At 47.7% G+C, this 18237-nt stretch carries 18 protein-coding genes and 2 pseudogenes; 6 read left to right on the top strand and 14 right to left on the bottom strand.

Annotation, left to right across the window (positions count from 1 at the left end):
* Positions 1-15: 15 nt before the first annotated feature.
* Entirely contained in the window at positions 16-204 is a 189-nt protein-coding gene (locus Q6A92_RS12495) for a hypothetical protein (protein ID WP_332238320.1), read from the bottom strand.
* Positions 205-721: 517 nt separating this feature from the next.
* On the opposite strand from Q6A92_RS12495, the gene Q6A92_RS12490 reads away from it, so the two are divergent.
* Positions 722-1927, top strand: a complete 1206-nt coding sequence (locus Q6A92_RS12490) for a hypothetical protein (protein WP_332238319.1) — start codon at positions 722-724, stop codon at positions 1925-1927.
* Positions 1928-1994: 67 nt separating this feature from the next.
* A complete protein-coding gene (locus Q6A92_RS12485) occupies positions 1995-2351 on the top strand; it encodes a hypothetical protein (protein WP_274398343.1) in 357 nt (118 codons plus the stop codon).
* 103 nt (positions 2352-2454) lie between these two features.
* On the opposite strand, the gene Q6A92_RS12480 is transcribed toward Q6A92_RS12485, so the two are convergent.
* Together Q6A92_RS12480 and Q6A92_RS12475 are read right to left on the bottom strand one after the other, a co-directional pair.
* On the bottom strand, positions 2455-2586 hold the full coding sequence (locus Q6A92_RS12480) for a hypothetical protein (RefSeq protein ID WP_274398342.1): 132 nt from the start codon (positions 2584-2586) through the stop codon (positions 2455-2457).
* A 134-nt stretch (positions 2587-2720) separates the two neighbouring features.
* A complete protein-coding gene (locus tag Q6A92_RS12475; protein ID WP_332238318.1) occupies positions 2721-3065 on the bottom strand; it encodes a winged helix-turn-helix transcriptional regulator in 345 nt (114 codons plus the stop codon).
* A gap of 135 nt (positions 3066-3200) precedes the next feature.
* Here Q6A92_RS12475 and Q6A92_RS12470 point away from each other — a divergent pair, with 135 nt between their 5' ends.
* From Q6A92_RS12470 to panB, 3 genes are all read left to right on the top strand, one after another.
* A complete protein-coding gene (locus tag Q6A92_RS12470) occupies positions 3201-3527 on the top strand; it encodes a PhzF family phenazine biosynthesis isomerase (RefSeq protein ID WP_274398339.1) in 327 nt (108 codons plus the stop codon).
* Between the two features lie 682 nt (positions 3528-4209).
* Complete coding sequence (locus Q6A92_RS12465; RefSeq protein ID WP_274398338.1) at positions 4210-5103, top strand: Rossmann-like and DUF2520 domain-containing protein; 894 nt, start codon at positions 4210-4212, stop codon at positions 5101-5103.
* Positions 5093-5923 carry a 3-methyl-2-oxobutanoate hydroxymethyltransferase gene (gene panB / locus Q6A92_RS12460; protein ID WP_332238317.1) on the top strand — a complete coding sequence of 277 codons (831 nt, stop codon included), beginning with the start codon at positions 5093-5095 and terminating at the stop codon, positions 5921-5923. The genes Q6A92_RS12465 and panB overlap by 11 nt, the downstream gene beginning before the upstream one ends.
* 244 nt (positions 5924-6167) lie before the next feature.
* Here panB and Q6A92_RS12455 read toward each other — a convergent pair whose 3' ends face one another.
* The 10 genes and pseudogenes from Q6A92_RS12455 to Q6A92_RS12410 all read right to left on the bottom strand — a co-directional run bounded on the left by Q6A92_RS12455 (position 6168) and on the right by Q6A92_RS12410 (position 17141).
* Positions 6168-7127 (bottom strand): aldo/keto reductase, encoded by a 960-nt coding sequence (locus Q6A92_RS12455; protein WP_332238316.1) that lies wholly within the window; start codon positions 7125-7127, stop codon positions 6168-6170.
* A 555-nt stretch (positions 7128-7682) separates the two neighbouring features.
* A complete protein-coding gene (locus Q6A92_RS12450; protein ID WP_332238315.1) occupies positions 7683-9026 on the bottom strand; it encodes a glycosyltransferase family 2 protein in 1344 nt (447 codons plus the stop codon).
* Between the two features lie 297 nt (positions 9027-9323).
* Complete coding sequence (gene aroD, locus Q6A92_RS12445) at positions 9324-10094, bottom strand: type I 3-dehydroquinate dehydratase (RefSeq protein WP_274398748.1); 771 nt, start codon at positions 10092-10094, stop codon at positions 9324-9326.
* 264 nt (positions 10095-10358) lie between these two features.
* Positions 10359-10484 (bottom strand): annotated as a pseudogene (locus tag Q6A92_RS12440) (IS200/IS605 family transposase); the annotation flags it as partial.
* Between the two features lie 157 nt (positions 10485-10641).
* Positions 10642-11781, bottom strand: a complete 1140-nt coding sequence (locus Q6A92_RS12435; RefSeq protein ID WP_274398334.1) for a mannitol-1-phosphate 5-dehydrogenase — start codon at positions 11779-11781, stop codon at positions 10642-10644.
* Between the two features lie 7 nt (positions 11782-11788).
* Positions 11789-13885: a BglG family transcription antiterminator gene (locus Q6A92_RS12430; protein WP_332238314.1), complete on the bottom strand. Its 2097-nt coding sequence runs from the start codon at positions 13883-13885 to the stop codon at positions 11789-11791.
* 55 nt (positions 13886-13940) lie between these two features.
* On the bottom strand, positions 13941-15845 hold the full coding sequence (locus tag Q6A92_RS12425) for a PTS mannitol transporter subunit IICBA (protein WP_274398331.1): 1905 nt from the start codon (positions 15843-15845) through the stop codon (positions 13941-13943).
* Positions 15846-16414: 569 nt separating this feature from the next.
* A pseudogene (locus tag Q6A92_RS12420) lies at positions 16415-16534 on the bottom strand (YvrJ family protein); the annotation flags it as partial.
* A 128-nt stretch (positions 16535-16662) separates the two neighbouring features.
* Complete coding sequence (locus tag Q6A92_RS12415) at positions 16663-16878, bottom strand: DUF2922 domain-containing protein (RefSeq protein WP_332238312.1); 216 nt, start codon at positions 16876-16878, stop codon at positions 16663-16665.
* A 44-nt stretch (positions 16879-16922) separates the two neighbouring features.
* Positions 16923-17141: a DUF1659 domain-containing protein gene (locus Q6A92_RS12410; RefSeq protein ID WP_274398327.1), complete on the bottom strand. Its 219-nt coding sequence runs from the start codon at positions 17139-17141 to the stop codon at positions 16923-16925.
* A 234-nt stretch (positions 17142-17375) separates the two neighbouring features.
* On the opposite strand from Q6A92_RS12410, the gene Q6A92_RS12405 reads away from it, so the two are divergent.
* Entirely contained in the window at positions 17376-17765 is a 390-nt protein-coding gene (locus Q6A92_RS12405; protein ID WP_274398325.1) for a RidA family protein, read from the top strand.
* 261 nt (positions 17766-18026) lie between these two features.
* Here the strand turns inward: Q6A92_RS12405 and Q6A92_RS12400 are convergent.
* A partial coding sequence (locus tag Q6A92_RS12400) for a transketolase-like TK C-terminal-containing protein (RefSeq protein WP_443029730.1) occupies positions 18027-18237 on the bottom strand: 211 nt, incomplete at its 5' end.

Here is an 18237-nt window from a genome sequence, read left to right as displayed (position 1 = left end):
AAACGACTAGGCACATCAGGCGTGGGCAGTCATCATGAATCTTCCGGCGGGCTGCCCGCTTTTTAATTCTGTGGAGCACAATTCATAAAAGCCGGAGGCTAATTCATAGCCCCCGGCGGCAGGTTGGCTGAAAGCATCATCGCAGAGGAATGGCGCCCGGGCTTGCAATTGTTCATTTGAAGGAACCTTTGGAACAATTGGCATGACTCTATGTCCCCGGGTTCTTCAATATGCTGAGCCTCAATCTTTTCATTGTGCGGTTTATAAGTATTGCTGCAAAAGTATTGAGCATAAGCGAGAGCTTCCATACCAGGCATTTCATAGGCACATATTGATCGCTTAGAGGCCGTATTTATGAACAGCCGGTTCCTTCGCATACTGTGCCATAAATAGATAACCCATGCTTTCATGATATACTTTTAAAAGAGACAACCTTTGTGTGGAGCCGCCGCTTCTCTTTGATCTTGTAAAACCGGCCACAGACTGTTTAAAAAGGCGATCAATAATAGCTCTCCGGGACCGCCGGAGAATCAGTTGCGGCGACAGAGCCCGGCATAGGAAAATACGATGTGTCGATGAGAGAGCCGTCGTTCCGTCAATGGCTATTTTGGAAAAATTCATAGGGATAATTTGAAAGCGGCCAATAACGGGGAAAGCCGGCTCTTATTGTATGGCGAGCGCCAGCCGAACCAAAAAATTGAGTACAAAAGAGGAATGCCGGTTGGTTAAGGAACATTATTATCAAGGCGAACCCATGGATTTGCTTCATACAGTTGCTTTTGAGGAAATGTACCCCATTGTTTCCTGCCTGATTCAGTTGTCATTGCCGATTAATGTTGATCGCCTTCAATGGGCCGTTGATCGCGTGGGCAGACAGCTGCCGGAAATTTTCTGCCATTACCAGCCGGTAAAAAATCGTTGGCGTGCTGCAAAAGTACCCCATACGGTGATTGTTCAACTTGAAGAAAGTCAAGATCCGTTATCACAGCCCGTTGATTTTCTTAAAGATGCACAGCTTAAAATTTTTATAAAGAGTGCCCCCGAACCTATCGTTTATATGGTAATGAGTCATATATTCACCGATGGATCAGGTTTCAAGGAATTTCTTTATTTATTGGCCGACAGTTACAATCAGCAAGAAACAGCCGGTATTCATAATGAGCGTTCAAGCGAATCTCTGGTTAATGCGTTACTGAGTCATGGCTCGAAATATAAATCGAAGATGAGCCTGCCTGATCGTGCCTTAACAATTCCTTTTACCGATGAACAGGTTTCAAAAAAGTTTATTGACTATGTCGACATACCGGAAGAACAGTTTATAAAGATTCGTCAGAAAGCAAAAACAGATCATCTTACAATTAATGACGTGATTATGGCTGCGTACATCATTCAATTATCGAAAAAGACAAATTTAAGAGAAATACCGCTGCCGTGTCCGACAGATCTCAGACAGTTCCTTCCCGGCCGTTCGCTGCGCATCGCAAATTTAACAGGTGAGTACAGCCTGTTGATTTCAGTTGACCGGAAAGATGACGTATCAGTTATTGCCCGAAAAATTCATCATCAGATAGCCGATTTAAGAAAGCAGAAGGCTTTTCTGCAAGCCGCGCCGATGCTGCAATTCCTTTATCGCAAATTACCGGTTTTCTTCCTTCGCCGGCTGATTTCAAGACACTATCATGTTCAAACCGTTTCGTATACTAATTTTGGCATTCTCGACCAGCGCTTTCATTTTGAAGACAACACCATTCTCCATTGCCTGCTGACCGGAAGTTTTCGGAGCATCCCCCAGTTTCAGGTTGCCGTTGCAACTTATGCTCAGAAGTGCACACTGAGCTTCTGCATGATCGGAAGCCTTTTAAGCAAGGCAGAAGGACATGATTTAATCAGCGGAATCGCTACTTTGTTAGAAAAATGGAGCTGTTAATTGAATTTCCGCAAAATGATGAACTGTCGAAGCTGCTGAAACCCCGTTTAGCGAAAAAAATTTAATTATGGAACGGCAGCGAATCATTCAGAGACAAAAAGAAAAATTAATAGGACAACGTGAAAAGATTGATTTTGCACTCTTGATGATTTGCATTAAAGAGGATCATTATTCCGCCATTCATTCCGGACACAAGCACACGGATCAGGCTCAGGTAAAAATGATAAATTTTATTTTAGCACGTACCTTTGATCGGCAAAGAGATAGTACGCGACAGCTTCTGGAAAATGCTTTCAATAAACAGCGAGGCGGGAACGTGTCAGATAATTCCATTGAAGCGGTCGTTCCTCGGATAACTCATTATATAAAACCGGAATATCAGAATGGGATAGGACAATCTTCCCAATGGACTAGAAATTTCTAATTGCCGCCATCAGCTTTCATATCAGTTTGATCTGTGGAATTTTTTGATTTTTGCCAGGTGTAAATCTATACGAAAATCGATAATCTTCACAAGAACAGGCGCTTTAAATTAAAATGACAATGACTGCATTTCTTGCCTTTGTAATCATCAGATTTTTATACTGCCACCTTCCAATTAACCGGCTGATGATTCTTCTTTTCTGCCGCCCTTTTTTCTGATTGTGTTCCGTTTGCATCCGGTATTATCTCTCCTTTTCCTCAGCTTCAGATGTGAGCGGCTCATAAACAAGTCCGCACCGGCTGCCAGCTGCAAACAGAGCGTTCGATAAGGAAACCCTATGAAACATTATTCCAAAATTTATAGACATTATTAAAAGTATTCTTTCCCCCAATTGCATAATTCCCGAAGAATATTTTTCAACGATTTACCCCTTGGCGTCGGTATGTATTCAACTTTTGGCGGGATGGTTGCGTAAGCGATTCTCTCAATTAATCCATCCATTTTAAGATGATGCAGTTCCTCAGATAAGACTTTATGACTGATATTGGGAATTGATTTTTTGAGCTGTCCATATCTTATCGGCTGCGATTTCAATATGTGCCATAGAATGATCGTTCTCCATTTGCTTCCAATTACCGTTATTGAAAATCCGATAGAGCACTGAAAGTCTCTCTGCCTTTTGTTTTTATCAGTCTCTGAAAAATCTTTGCTCATTCTTTATCTCTCTTTCCAATCGGTTAGTGACTTATCAAGAAGTGCGTACTTGTACTCTTGTTCAGCCTACCTTTAATGACTATATAACAACAGCATAAAAGCCATAATCTTTCAAAATAAGCGGTAGAGAAGAACATGAAAAAATACCATTTATATCAGATCGATTCTTTTACAAAAGAGAAATTTAAAGGGAATCCGGCAGGCGTCATAACCAATGCCGATGGATTATCCGAAAACGATATGCAAAGGATTGCCCGTGAACTGAATAATTCTGAAACAGCGTTTATATTCTCATCGAATAATGACACTTATGACGTTCATCTGCGCTTCTTTACCCCATTAAGAGAAGTGCCCTCGTGCGGTCACGCAACGATAGCGGCTCATTATGCACGTGCTTTGAAAAATAAACTGGGCAGCTCAAGAATAATACCAGAAAATCGGAGCCGGCATTTTACCTGTTGATGTTTTGAAAGAAAACAATCACTTTAGAATCGTAATGACACAGGGAAAAATAGAATTTGGACCATCCATTGACGAAGAAAACAAAGGAAGATATCCTCTTGTCCGTTGTATCTGATTGTGATAAGTGTGAACGGCGAAGCAGCGGCCGGCAAACGATGCAATGTATAACGGGAATACAGATGCTGCCGATGTGCGCGATCGGACAAGCCGGATCGGCAACGTTATCATCCGGGTCCTGCCATCATTTATTTATTTCATCAGCAAGAAATTTTTTCCTGTAATTAGCTCTTGAATTCCAAATATGGATGGCCTATACTCAGTTTTAAAGGGTGCCCTGAATATTTTGTCATTTAAGAAAATCGTGCCGTCACTATTTGTGGCAGTATCTTTATGAACTGTACACATGACGGCACCATGAACGGCGGGCGGGAAATGCTTGCTGCAGACTTACAATGAGGCAGGAATGCCGCACCATACAATTTGCTTTGATCCTTTGTGACAAAGACTCTTAATAAATCATTTCCGAGAAATGATGTCTTTTTCGTTTGTAAAAGGAGGCACGTCCTGAATGGTCGGGACTGCGGGCAAATGGAAAAGGCATTTTTATTTTCATCGTTTTTGATTTTGTGAAATGGATCGCAAAAATCAGGCTTGTCTATTTATCTGTCCGGAGATGATCGGTATGAAAATCGGATTTATCGGTGCCGGCAAGGTCGGAAAAGCACTCGGTTTATATTTCAAAAATCACGATCTGACTTTAGCCGGTTATTACAGCCGGACTTCTCAGTCCGCACAAAAAGCGGCTCAAATTACCGGCACGAATGACTTTAAAACCATCGACGGCCTCGCGAAAGCTTGTGATCTGCTCCTGATCACGACAACCGACCATGCTCTCGAGGATATCGACAGGCAGGTTTCCGCCTCCTTATTGAATAATCAATCGACAGGCGCTCATAAAATATGGCTTCATGTCAGCGGAGCACTGGCGTCCGATTGCCTGTCGGGAATCAAAGCGGCGGGCGGCTCTGTGGGCAGTATGCATCCATTGCTCAGTTTCGGCGATGACCCGGCACAAAACGCCAGGCGGCTTGAGGAGACATGGTTCAGTATCGAAGGAATGGGGGAAGCCATGGAAGCCGTCAAAAACATACTCAATAAAACCGGCGGAGTATACAACATGATAGCGGCTGAAAAGAAAGCGCTTTATCATGCGGGCGCCTGCGTCATTTCCAATTATCTGGTAACGCTGCTTGACTGCGGCATGAAATTGATGCAGGCTGCCGGAATGGACGAAAAGACCCTTTTCCAGGCTGTCCGGCCGCTGATCGACGCGACTCTGAAAAATATTGAAGGCGAAGGGGCAGTGAATGCACTGACCGGTCCGATCGTTCGTGCAGATTACAATACCCTATCCGTTCATCTGGAAGCGATCGCAAAAGAGTTGCCGGACGAGGAGCGATTTTACAGAAGCCTCGCACTCAGTACGGTTCAAATGATTCAGAATCAGAGATTAAACGAGAAGCAGGCAAAAATATTTCAGAAATTATTGAGAGGGAGCGGTCATAATGAACAGTAAATTCACCACACAATCTTTTTCTAAGGCGAAGCAGAAGGAAGAAAAGATTACCATGTTGACAGCCTATGATTATTCGATGGCACAGATCATCGACGGAAGCGGAATAGACGCCATTCTTGTCGGAGATTCTCTCGGAATGGTTATGCAGGGGCATGACTCGACGCTGGAAGTGACGATGGATCATATGGTTTACCATTGCGCATGTGTGTCGCGGGGAGTTAAGCATGCCTTAGTGGTCGGCGACATGCCTTTTTTATCCTATCATGTCAGCACGGAGGAGGCAGTCCGCAATGCAGGCCGGCTGATTCAGGAAGGAAAAGCGGGAGCCGTCAAGCTCGAGGGCGGAAAAAATATGGCGGGGACAGTTAAGGCAATTGTTAACGCCCAGATTCCGGTGATGGGGCACATCGGCCTCACTCCTCAGTCTGTCAATATTTTCGGCGGCTTCAAGGTCCAGGGCAAACAGGAGGCAAAGGCCAGGGCCCTGATTGAAGATGCCCTCGCTTTAGAAGAGGCCGGAGTCTTCAGCATTGTCCTTGAAGCCGTTCCTGAAGAGCTCGCCCGGATAATCACCGAGAAGGTCAGTGTACCGACTATCGGAATAGGCGCGGGCCGTTATTGTGACGGGCAGATTCTGGTCATCAATGATATTCTCGGCGCGTATTCCGAGTTCACTCCCAAATTTGTCAAACAATATGCACATTTGAATGCGACCATTACAGATGCTGTGGGTGAATACATTCAGGACGTCAAATCTCAGAAGTTCCCGGAAAAAAAGCATACTTATGCAATGGACGAGTCGCTTTTGAAAAAAGTGTAACGATTGCCGGCTTCGTGATGAAAGTTCGCACTGGACTTTGAAAAAGCTCTCATACGGTGACCTCCCCGTGTATTAAAATGAAGCTGTTTCACAGGCCTTCTTAAAACTCAAGAACCGGAGAGAAATTTGAAAAAAAAAAAGCTCTCCGGTTCTTTTTTGTGTAAAAATGCCGGCACAGGGTCCTGATGCCGGCATTATTGAATACGGATTATTTATTCGTTTGAAATAGAAAACAGACTGTTTCTCAGATACGGTTAACCTCTTCCGGCAGATCGGCATCCCACTTCCAGTCGCTGACGGCTACGGCGTCAGTGACATGATCCGGTTTGCTCGCGCCGAGAATGGCCGAGGTGACAGCCGGCTGATTCAGAATCCAGGCGAAGGCAAACTGAACCAGTTTTCGATTATATTTTTCTGCAATACGTTTATACTTCTCTACCCGTTCGAAGCTGCGATCGTTAAAGTATTGAAAGATCAATTTCTCGCCCTGGGCGGCCCGGCTCCCCTGCGGATAGCTGCTGTCACGGCTATATTTCCCGGTCAGCATGCCTCTTGCCAGGGGACTGTAGACCAGCAAACCGACATTTTCCGAGAGACAGTAAGGTATGAGTTCCTGTTCGATCTCTCGGGAGAGCAGATTATACTGCGATTGAGAAGAAATAAATGATGACAGGCCGCCGGATTCGGCAATCCTCTTCGACTTTTCAATCTGCCAGGCGGCAAAATTGGAACAGCCGATGTATCTGACTTTGCCCTGCCTGACGAGACTGGTCAGAGCCTCCATCGTTTCTTCCAACGGCGTCTGCTGATCAAAAAGATGCACCTGGTATAGATCGAGATAATCGGTTTGAAGTCTTCGCAGAGAGTCGTCGACAGCCTGCAGAATATGTTTCTTCGACAGTCCCTGCTCGTTAACGCCCCGCCCCATCGGCAGTCCGACTTTGGTGGCAAGGACAACTTTGTCCCGTCTTCCTTTAAGCGCCCTTCCGATGATTTCTTCAGAAGCGCCGGTGCCGTATCGGAACGGTTCATCCTGCCCCTTCCCGTAAAAATTAGCCGTGTCGATTAGATTAATTCCGCTGTCCAGTGCCAGATCGATGATTTTATCCGACTCCTGTTCGTCAATCCAGCGGCCGAATGCCATCGTTCCGAGAGCCAAATTTGAGATTTTCAGACCGGTGTTGCCCAGATTTTGATAATGCACGTCCACCCACCACCCCATTCATTCGTTTTCTTTATTATTTATTTTATAAAGAGCGATGTCCAGAAAAATGAATGAAAACGAATCAGCGGGATGACCGCTGGGATAGAAAATTCTCATGACCAGGCTGCCCGGCAGATCAGAGATCGCCAGAAGAGTATCTGCAATCAGTGGCTCTGCAGCAGGTGTACCCGAAATTTCTTTCCTGACAGTCACACATCGGATCGCGAAGGAATACGGTTATGGTGTCGTTGATGTATCGTAGCTTCAGGTCCGGCAACCCTTAGCCGGGTGCAGGCAGGATTCGGCCGTTCTGAAAAACATCGTTTATTGCAGAGGCCGCTCACATCTCATTCGGCGTGATCCAGGTTGGCTGAGCGGCGCCAGCCTGTTTGAAACAAACGATCTCAGACGTGCCGCGCAGGGGATACTGATCTGTCTTCTGCTAGCCTGGCCCAAAACCGTCATATTGTTGGTAAGTCAGTGCTTTCCGGTAAGAAATTCATCCATAAGACAATGGTACTTAATGTAAAATTGATCCGGAAGAACGCGGTTCTTTCACCAAATCCTTTTGGATCCAAAAAATTCCTGAAGATAACCCCAGACAGAGACGGGGGACATAATAAGTTGATAGATTAAGATAAACAGAATAAAGCCGAGAAAATTTTTTCTGATAGAAAGATGAAGTTTCCGAAAGACAGCGTATTTTTGATAGGAATAAAGAAGGCCAAAACTGATCAGAGTGAGGGGCAGGACCAGAATGGTTAATGGGCCGACAATCCAGAAATAGCCGAAGCAGGCCAGAATCAGACCAGGGATCCAGCAAAAAGTGTACGTAAAATCAAGATATGGCATGATCAAATTAATCCCCGTCAAATATTTTGTATAGAGTTGCGGTTGATGCCAGGGTTTTATCTCCCTCAGGCCTTCAATCATTCCCCTAGCCCACCTTGCCCGTTGTATCACAAACTCTTTCAGTTTTGTCGGAGCATCGGTGAACGCAACTGCAAGCGGTTCAAAGTACACTTTCCATTTTTTCTGCAGCAAACGCCACGTTAAAACAATATCTTCACCGATTGCATCGGGCCAGCCGCCAATCTCTCTGATACATTCCGTCCTGTATAAACTGAAAGCCCCCTGGGCAACTAGCGTTCCTTGATAGAGGCCCTGCAGACGCTTGATTGAGGCTATGCCAAGAAAATAATCCCATTCTTGGATTCGTGTCCAAATTGTTTCCCGACTGTTCCGGACCAACATGGACCCTGCAACAGCACAAACCTCGGGCGGGCTGCTTTCCAGGCGGGCAACAAGGAAGCGTACGGCAGAACGGTGGAGCAGGGTGTCCGCGTCCAGCGTAATCACAAGCGGCGTCGTCACGTGGACAAGGCCATGATTCAAAGCATTAAATTTCCCCGGTATCTTTTCGTGAAGAACCAATACATTTATTCCCAGTTCCTTCTCCGCACGTAATACTTCGTCATCAGTACGGTCAGAGGAGTTATTGTTAATCACAATGATGGTCATTTCCCCGTCATAGTCCTGTCTGCTTACATAACGTAGCGTATTCAATATCGTGTCTTCTTCGTTATGCGCCGCAATCAGCAAAGTCACGGGATCGGCCGGATGAATATTTTTGAATGCCGGCTGGCGGTCAAACAGGAGACTTGCAATCAGGAACGCATTCATATACCCCGGGACATACGCAATTCCGGTAATGACGAAGAGCGCACCGGGAAATGTGATAATCTGTGAAAGATCTTCCAACCATGGCAGTGAGATATAAATAGAGAAAGTGACCCAGCATATAGATAAGAGATGGCTGATCCAGAACTTAGCTGTTATGGAGAAATATAATCGATGAACTCTTTGTGGCGGCACATTCGGTATTAGGTCTGGCTGCATCCTATTCTCCCGGCATCATGATTTCTTTTTCAACAATTATAACATAGCAGCGGGAGGCTGATTGCCTATAGCATAGTGACCGATAGAAATTAGATGCGGCAATGTTGCCTGGGCTTTTCTTAATCCAATGTTTTCAGCCTATTCAGCTCTCCCGGCCAACCAGCGCGGTGCTGCCGTGCCGACTTCACAGAACGGCAGCTTATAAGAAGAAAGCTGAGCGAGTGAGCGCCTCGGCTCTCCTCTTTAAATAGTTCCGGCAACAGGCGGCTCATTTTCAGGATCCAACCGATTGAGCTTTTATTCCGTCAGCTGGTCATGGACAAACGCCAGCCATTCTGCCAGCTTCCCGGCACCGATTTGTCCCGGAGCGGACGCTGTCTCCGCGGACCCGAAAGTCAGTGCCGAACCGAACAGTTCCCCTGTCAGCCGGCTGATGGCACCCTTCCCCGACATGGAAACCGTAATGAACGGCCGATCGGCAAATGTCGTTTTCATCAGATTCGTGACTTTTAAAAGTTTTAAAACATCGGCGCTTGTCTGCGGCATAACGGCAATCTTCGAAATATCGGCACCCCTTTCCTGCATCGCGCAGAGCCGGCGGATCATTGTCTCTTCGCTCGGCGTCCGCTGGAATTCGTGATTGGACAGAATCACCGCTACTCCGGACCGGTGAGCCGTTTCGACAAGTTCACGAACCACCGTGTCGCCGCTGTTTAGCTCCACATCGACGAGATCAATCAGACCGCTCCCGATCATCCTTTTATTCAACGCAGCATAACGGTCGGAGCCAACCTGCCGATTTCCTCCTTCTTTCGCTGTACGAAACGTAAACAGAATCGGAAGATCCGGCAGCAGCCGACGGATCGCCGACGCCGTGTCCATTACTTCGCTCTCTTCACCCGCAGCATCGAGAAAATCGGCACGCCACTCAACCAGATCCGCAGGCACTCTTTTCAGTATGGCGATTTCCCGCCGGAGATCCGGCAGATCCCGGCCGATGATCGGAACGGCAATCTTTGGAACTCCGGCACCGATCTCTATGTTTTTCACTTTTACAGTCCGCATCAGGCTCCACCCTCTCTGGTCACTTAGTAGCCGCTATGGCTCCGTAAACCGGAAGGCTCAATCTGATCCGTTTTCCGCCGATTCGAAAGTGCCTTTCCTGAATGCCTGCGGCGTTTCCCTGATTATACCATCATATCACGGCGACGCTCTTCGCGGAGCCGCCGCAGATCAGTCGCTCCCGCGAGAACTTTTACGAATTCCCGCAATAATCTGCCGGAAAACAGGCAATGCCGCAGATTTCAAGCCGTGGATGTAAGCCCCCGCCTCTTTAAGATATTGCCCTTCGATACACTTTTCAACGATATTTTTGAACATATTTCCAAGGGTGGACATATAGCAACTGCGTGTCCAAAGATGACCGCCCAAGGACTTGTCCTTTCTAATTTCCAGATGGCTTCACGCATTTAAGACGGACCTGATATGGGCGTTCGAGCCCGTTTCGCCGCGTATGTATATAAAAAAAGTGCGACAGGATTTCCCGGCGCACTCATTTTTCATTGCAGACTGGCCCTTGAGGCAGCCTCTTTTTATACGGATATTCTGAATTTGTTCATTGATTTTGCTGATAGAGGCGAACAACTGCTTTCGTTACGGCATCCGTTTCATCCAGATGGCTGATTTCGTGCAGAACCCAGAGCACGCCATGCTCTTTCAGCTCTTTCTGAAGTTCAACCGCTTCGCTGTCCGTCTCCGCATCGAATCGCAGACAGGCGGCAATCGCTCCCGCAAGATGTTCAAAAGAAAGCCCGAGTTTCTCAGCCTCTCTTGCCGGTTTAACCAGTCGGTCTTCAGGTCCGAGTTTTCGTATCGGCGAACGCCCGACACGAGTCACATCATCATTGAGTTTAGGGTTCTGAAAGCGCTGAAGGATTTTTTCGATATACTTTTCGTGCACTGCAGGTTCAAACCGATAACGTTTGATCAGATAGGCGCCGGTTTCTTCGATGGTTGCCTTGACCTGCCCGTAAATGGTCGGATCGAGCAGCGCCTCATGAATCTTCTTCTTCCCGGCCAGATAGCCCAAATAGGCGGTGACCGCATGTCCGGTGTTTACGGTAAACAGTTTTCTTTCGATATAAGGCGCAAGATCGGAAACGATTTGCATCCCCTTTACCGGAGGCACTTTCTCCGCCGTTTCGACAATCCACTCGTGATAAGATTCGACCAGGACATCGAGCAGTTCCTCATTATGCTGAATCGGAACAATGCGGTCAACTGCGGAATTGAGAAAATACACCCGCCCTTCAAGCTTATCCAGAGTCCCGATATCCAGAGCCTTCAGGACTTCTTTCTTCAAAAGATCGGTTGCATTGATCTGATTTTCGCACGCAATGATATAGACCTTCTCATCTGACGTTTTCAGCCGTTCCGTGAGCCCGCGTGCGATCAGCGGAGCGATGAAAGGCAGAACTTTAGGGCCGATCGCCGTCGTAATATAGACTGCCTGTCCGATCGCTGCGACAACCTTTTCCGGATCGGTCTTATTATTAATACCGGAGACATTGCGGATATCGAAGGTCTCCTGATTTTCCTCAGCCGTTCTGACCTTATAGGTCCCCTTTTCATTCAATGCATCGATGATCGGTTCGGCAATATCGACGAAGGTGACATGATAGCCCGATTGAGCAAAGAGCGCTCCAATGAACCCTCTTCCGATATTTCCGGCACCAAAATGCACAACACGGTCCATAAAATCATCAGTCCTTTGTAAATTTATTGAGCAGAAATTGATAGAATGTCTCTTCCATTTTTGTACGGATAACCCTCTCATTGGCTGAGGCAAAAATCAGCGTGCTTTCTCTGTCTTCGACCAATGATGAGCTGATCGTGCTGACCACTTCCTGCTGGACCAGCGTCAAATGTTCCGGAACGAGAAGCAGCAGAAAATTGCTGACATTGACGTTTCGGCCGTCCATCCCTTTTAATGTAACGGGGCGGTCCGAATGGGCAATTTGAAAGGACAGCGTTTGAATCGACTGATCCCGGCAATGGAACAGAGCCATATTGGTGCCCGGAATGCCGAGCCCCGCCATTTTCTCCCGGGCCAGTAATTTTTGATACACGGCCTCTGCGTCACGAATCAGATGGCTGCGAAAAATTTGATCCACAGCCGGCTTTATGACAGTTTCCATGCTGTCCGCATTCAGAATGCGCATCACCGAAAAATTTTTTAAAATTTTTCTGATCGCCTGTTCCGCCGCGTCAATCTGATCGATCAGGTCATAAAGAGAAGACGGCTTTTTCTGCGGCGAAAACGCAGTCCCCTTTTTATTCTGTGATAAATAGACGGGTCTAATCTTTTTTTTAGCCGATTGTCCGATTGCCTCATGAATCTCGGCAATGTTTTCTTTACTCAGCAGCGGATTAACAAAGATGCAGGGAATTTCCTGCCTCGGCAAATGCACGGTTGAGAGAATCAGATCAAAATTTTTTAGATCCATCTGCCCCATTTTCTTGATCGAAGCAATCGTCACCGATAGAAGTTCGGGCATCTCCTTTTCCAGGCGTGTAGCCAGCATTTTCGACGCGCCGATGCCGGTCGGGCAAACGACCAGCGTCCGGACTTCCATGATCTGCTTTCTTTGTTCCAGCGCCGATCCGAAATGAAGGACCACGTAGGCAACCTCATCATCCGGAAAGGCAATGTGTTTAAAAACTTCTTCGAGGCAGCTGCCGGTCACAGAGAACAGCGCGGGGTATTGCTTTCTGACCTGTTCGGTCAGCGGATTGAACGAACCGAGATTCTTTCTTATTCTGAACAGCGACGGTTCAAGATGAGCCATCAATCCTTGGAAAAGCGAGAAATCGCCTGTCAGATCTATGTTTAGCTGCCGAGAAACATGCTGAATCAGTTTTTTTACGGCTTTGCCCGTGATTACGCTGTCGTAATAGACGGATTCCGCATCCTGCAGATGCGAGCCTTTCAGAATAACCGTAAGAAAAGTTTTTTCCGGTTCGGAAAGCGTGATCGACAAGCGCTCGGCAAAGACACGGCTGATTTTTTCTATCAGGGGCAGCGCTTCCCTCTCATCGGACCGTTCATGCTCAGCGTCATCCTTTGTCAGGAAAAAGCCCGATTCAAATCTTTGCAAAGCAATGCACACCTGAATCATGAACCCCACATAATCACTGTCCGCCAGCTCGGCATACATTTTCCCGATATCCTCTTTAATCGCACGTTCGATTTCGACCAGATAATCCGCTTTGAAGTAATGTAAAATCAGTTTATCCGATTCCCGGTCCGTCCCGGAAAGCTGAAAGATCGCTTCAATCAATTCTTCATTAAAGTAGAACAGGAAGAAGCTGCCGAGTGCTTTCCTTTTTGCACTTTCGGAGCCTTCCAATTGAACGCCGACGCCACGCTTCCTGCTGATTTCCAGATCAAAATCTCCGATCCAGTCCGCAAGTTCATCCAGATAAGCGTGGAGCGTTGTGACGGACACACCCAGATCCTTGGCGAGCGGTCCGGTTTTCATCGGGCCGCGGGCCCCGAGCAGATTCAGCAGCAGCAGGAGTTTCCGTTCTTTAACCGAAAGATCCAGCGGCTGAACCTTCGAGAGCGTCTGAACAAGTTTAAAAATGGCTTCGTCGGATCCGTCAATGTACAGACTGCCGTTCTCTCTTACCTGCAGTTTCAGGCCAAAATGCGCCAGACTGCTTTCTAATTTTTTCAGGTCGCGGTGAATCGTACGAACGCTGACCTGAAGATAGGTCGCAATAGATAATGATGTGTGTCTTCCGCCCGTTTTAATCAACAGTTCCAAAATCGTTTTTTCTCTGTTGGTAATAAACATCGGACCAACCCATTTCTTTTTCCTTTACTCTCACACTTTTTTGATGCATCGAAAGTCAGCCATTTTGCATGATTGTATCATTAATGACCGCTATCAGTTCATCTGCCGTCTTAGCCCCGGCCATTTTCCGGACGCTGGCAATATCGGCACAGGCAACGGCAATTTTAGAGAGAATGTTCAGATGGCCGTTGTTTTTCCCGGCTATTCCGAAAACAAGACGAACCTTGTTCCCGTCAAAATCAACGCCGTCCGGGACCTGAACGATAATGACTCCTGAAGAAAGCACTTCTTTCTTCACTTTTTCAGTGCCGTGGGGAATGGCAATTTCATTTCCCATATAAGTGGACATTTCCCGATCACGTTCAAGCATTCCCTGAACATAGGACGGATTGACATAACCGCCGTCAACCAGTGCCTGCCCCGCAAAGCGGATGACTTCCTCTTTGCTGGAAAAAGATTTGTTCAAAAAGATGTTTTCTTTTTTCAGTACATTTTCATCAGCCAATATATTTTCAGAAGTTGTTTCCTGCTTTATGTCTTCCTTCTGTGTCCTTTTCTTCAGCCGATCAATCAGTTCGTCATATTCAGGACTGCTCAGAAAATTGTCTACCGACACATGATATGCGTCGGGTGCGGTTTCTTTGGCACGATCCGTCAGTCCGGACTGCGTGATGACGATCTGAGCATCTCCCGGTATGGAACTGACCGAAGCATTCGTTACATCAATATTGAGCCCGGCGGCTTTCACCTTTTTTCTCAGCAGAGAGGCACCCATGGCACTTGAGCCCATGCCGGCATCGCAAGCGAAAACGATTTTTTCAATTTTATTCGGATCAATCGTTTGACCATTTGCCAGCATCCCTGATACACGGCTCTTTTTGCCTTTCAGACTCTCCATCTTCCTGGTTGCTTCGCTGAGATCGCCGGCTTCGCCTTTATCCAGTTTCAGTATAAAGGAAGAAATCAGGAAAGATACAGCAAAGGCTACCAGAACATCGGCTATGTTGGCCAGAAAAATCGGCAGAGATTTTGGCGTAACCATCAGGACCGCGATGATGCTGCCCGGAGATGCCGGTCCGACCAGCCCGCCGTGCAGCGTCACCAATGTGAAGACGCCGCTCATGCCGCCGAGAATCGTTGCGATAATCAGCTGCGGTTTCATCAGAACATATGGGAAATAGATTTCATGAATACCGCCGAAGAAATGGATAATGGCTGCGCCGGGTGCCGTTTCTTTGGCATTCCCTTTCCCGAAGAACCAATACGCCATCAGGACGCCCATGCCGGGGCCGGGATTCGCTTCGAGCAAAAACAATACGGAATGGCCGGCCGTTTTGACCTGCTGCAGCCCGATCGGCGTCAAAACGCCGTGATTAATCGCGTTGTTCAGGAACAGGACTTTGCCGGGTTCAATGAAGAGGCTCGCCAGCGGGAGCAGTCCCATATTAATCAGCCAGCCGACGCCGCCGGCAAGAGCGTTGCTCGCTACATCGACAATGGGGCCGAACGCAACGAACCCGATAATTGCCAGAATAGCCCCTAAGATTCCTGCCGAGAAATTATCGACGAGCATTTCAAAGCCCGTTTTAATTTTTCCCTTAACCAGTTGATCGAATTTCTTAATCAGATAACCGCCGAGCGGTCCCATAATCATGGCACCGAGGAACATTGGAACGTCGGTGCCGACGATAATGCCCGTCGTTGCGATTGCGCCGACAACCCCTCCGCGATGGCCGTTGACAATCTTGCCTCCTGTATAGCCGATTAATAACGGAAGCAAATAATTGACAAAAGGATTGACCAGTTCAGCCAGTGCTTTATTGGGCAGCCACCCCGTCGGAATAAATAATGCTGTAACAATACCAAAAGCAAGAAATGCGCCGATATTCGGCAGAATCATTGAGCTGAGAAAATTGCCGAATTTCTGAACGCCTGTTTTTATACCGTTGCCTTCCGGCATAACATTCAACCTCCTTCGTTTGTATGAACGTTGACCAATCGTCATTCTCTCCGGATCTAAGTTTGCATCGTTATTCTTTCCGATCCAGGTCCGCATTATTTTAAGCTGTCTGTAAAGGAGGGGACCCTTGCCTTTCCCCTCCGTAAAATCGGATACAGATCCGGAATGTTGCCAGGCGCCCGGATAACAGCGCTTTCATCTTTCTATCTATCCTTGCCTGATTCCTCCTCCCTGTCTTCATTATAGTGGCGCCCTCCCGGCGTTCACAACACTTACTAATCATAACTTTGTCACGGATCATCTGACAAAACTTAATCTATTGATCGGAAGTTGGCCGATCCTTAAAAAAACGGCCATGCTTTTTTAGGCGGCCTTCTTCAAAAAATCACGGTGCCCGTGATCGCTTCTGCCGCTAAAAAAGCGTCCGACCGGACGCTTTTTTCTTTATCCTAAGTGAAACTAGGCCTCTGGCTTCGCCTAAAGGCTTGCCAATCGGCAAGTTTTCTTTATCCCTGTACTTTCAGTTTCTGAAGATCGCTTTCTTCCGACCGTCCGGCAGCCTGCATGAGCGGCAGCGTCCGGACCGATTGAATCAGTTCATCGAGCTTGCCTTCGATCCGGTACAGCAGATAAAAGGTTACAACGGCAGGAAAACCGACATCTTTAATCATAGCGAACCACATGTCCATCCGACAGTCCTCCTTTCAGGAAAAAGTCGCGAACAGCTCCTTCGCCTGCTTTCAGTTTCAGAAAAAGCCGAAGAGACTTTTGCTTTTCTCTCCGGCTTTGGATAATGTCCGATTTTCTGCCCGTTCGATCAGGCAATCGAGATAGGCGTTGTAATACTTTCCGAGATTCGTGCCGATTTCGCCTGAGTCAGCTCACCGCTTGCCGATATGAAAACATTCTGTGCAAGGATCTCAGCCATGGCGGCTTTGATGGCTGCAGGATCGGCCGGTTCAACCGGATCATTAAGCGTCAGTGTCACATTCCTGCCCTGCTGGTTGAGAAAAACCAGATTCAGTCTTTTCATTAGGCTGCCTCCTATTCTTAAAAATTTTCGATCCGATTACCGGGTCAGGCCGTAATCTTGGCCGTATCGTTGCGTTCGACCGAGATCAGCGCGTGCTGCTGCAACGGTCCGAGCTTTTGCGCGATCGCAAGCAGCGCATCGTACGAGGCGTTCGGCTTGATGTTTCTGAATGATTTGGTTACATAAGCCGGTTCGCCTTTTTCGTTCAGTCCGTTGTCGAATGTCAGGACCATGGCCGATTCCGTGATTGTACTGGTCGCCATTCTCTATCACCTCCTACATCCAATAAGTAGCAAGGCAGAGTCCTGGATGGTGAGACGGATCGGAAAACTTCAGAATACGGGTCAGATCGGTCTTGATGCCCGGCCTGCGAAAAAAGAGAAACGGAAATAGTTTGGCCCCGGCCGCTGCACGATGTGTTAAAATAAGATTATTCATAAAACCAAGCGTGACGGACGGATTATTTTGAAGTCCGATTTTCATCTTTTGGGGGTGCAATGATGAAAAAGCAAATAGCCACCGGCCGGGCGCCAAAAGCGGTCGGTCCTTATTCTCAGGCTGTCAGCACGGGCGGCTTTCTGTTCGTTTCCGGACAGATCCCGCTTGATCCCGAAACAGGAAAGATTGTCGAGGGTGCCATTGAAGAGCAGGCGGATCGGGTTTTTCAGAACATCCGCGCAATCCTGAATGAAGCGGGACTCGGTTTCCCGGACGTTGTCAGTGCCACGGTCTATCTCGCCGACATCGGAGATTTCGCGGCTGTTAATGAAGTCTATGCCCGCTATTTTTCCGAAGGCGTGCTGCCTGCACGGTCCGCCGTTCAGATCGGTGCTCTGCCGAAACAGGCAAGCATTGAGATCTCGTGTGTCGCTCAGGAAAAGGGATAAACAGAAACATTTTTCTTTTCTGCCGGACCGCAGCATCAGATAACCGTCTCGTCAGGATCGTCAGCATGATCAGCAACAGTCATCTTCCGTTATCCGATTAGACCGATTGTCACGGCTTCTGAACCCGGCAGCTGCTGTTTCAAATAAAATCCGTCCGGAAAACATCGTTGTGTTTCCCGGACGGATTTTTCTGTCTGAATGAAGAAGCCGTGCTCTTACTCTCCGGCTCCAGCCAAATATTCCGTTTTATCTTATCATTTTTTAAAGAAGGCTTTTCATCGTTTCCGCGACATGTTCCGGCGTGAAGCCGTACTCCGCCGTCACGCGGCTGCCCGGCGCCGACGCGCCGAAGCGGCCGATCGTCACCAGCGCCCCGTCCGTCCCGACAAACTCGCGCCAGCCGAGCGGCGACGCCATCTCGATGCCGACCCGCGCCCGGACGTCCGGCGGCAGCACCCGGTCCCGGTACGCC

The organism is Sporolactobacillus sp. KGMB 08714, from assembly GCF_036598985.1.
Lineage (GTDB): Bacteria > Bacillota > Bacilli > Bacillales > Sporolactobacillaceae > Sporolactobacillus.
Note: the sequence above shows the minus strand (reverse complement) of the source record. Positions and strands in the feature narration are given on the sequence as shown.

What these genes read in the sequence shown, in the direction of transcription:
- Q6A92_RS12425 (WP_274398331.1), bottom strand. Translation starts at nt 15,845, where the DNA reads ATGCCGGAAGGCAACGGTATAAAAACAGGCGTTCAGAAATTCGGCAAT.
- Q6A92_RS12485 (WP_274398343.1), top strand. Translation starts at nt 1,995, where the DNA reads ATGGAACGGCAGCGAATCATTCAGAGACAAAAAGAAAAATTAATAGGA.
- Q6A92_RS12405 (WP_274398325.1), top strand. Translation starts at nt 17,376, where the DNA reads ATGATGAAAAAGCAAATAGCCACCGGCCGGGCGCCAAAAGCGGTCGGT.
- Q6A92_RS12480 (WP_274398342.1), bottom strand. Translation starts at nt 2,586, where the DNA reads ATGCAAACGGAACACAATCAGAAAAAAGGGCGGCAGAAAAGAAGAATC.
- panB (WP_332238317.1), top strand. Translation starts at nt 5,093, where the DNA reads ATGAACAGTAAATTCACCACACAATCTTTTTCTAAGGCGAAGCAGAAG.
- Q6A92_RS12470 (WP_274398339.1), top strand. Translation starts at nt 3,201, where the DNA reads ATGAAAAAATACCATTTATATCAGATCGATTCTTTTACAAAAGAGAAA.
- Q6A92_RS12415 (WP_332238312.1), bottom strand. Translation starts at nt 16,878, where the DNA reads ATGAAAAGACTGAATCTGGTTTTTCTCAACCAGCAGGGCAGGAATGTG.
- Q6A92_RS12475 (WP_332238318.1), bottom strand. Translation starts at nt 3,065, where the DNA reads ATGAGCAAAGATTTTTCAGAGACTGATAAAAACAAAAGGCAGAGAGAC.
- Q6A92_RS12410 (WP_274398327.1), bottom strand. Translation starts at nt 17,141, where the DNA reads ATGGCGACCAGTACAATCACGGAATCGGCCATGGTCCTGACATTCGAC.
- Q6A92_RS12465 (WP_274398338.1), top strand. Translation starts at nt 4,210, where the DNA reads ATGAAAATCGGATTTATCGGTGCCGGCAAGGTCGGAAAAGCACTCGGT.
- Q6A92_RS12450 (WP_332238315.1), bottom strand. Translation starts at nt 9,026, where the DNA reads ATGCAGCCAGACCTAATACCGAATGTGCCGCCACAAAGAGTTCATCGA.
- Q6A92_RS12495 (WP_332238320.1), bottom strand. Translation starts at nt 204, where the DNA reads ATGCCAATTGTTCCAAAGGTTCCTTCAAATGAACAATTGCAAGCCCGG.
- Q6A92_RS12430 (WP_332238314.1), bottom strand. Translation starts at nt 13,885, where the DNA reads ATGTTTATTACCAACAGAGAAAAAACGATTTTGGAACTGTTGATTAAA.
- Q6A92_RS12435 (WP_274398334.1), bottom strand. Translation starts at nt 11,781, where the DNA reads ATGGACCGTGTTGTGCATTTTGGTGCCGGAAATATCGGAAGAGGGTTC.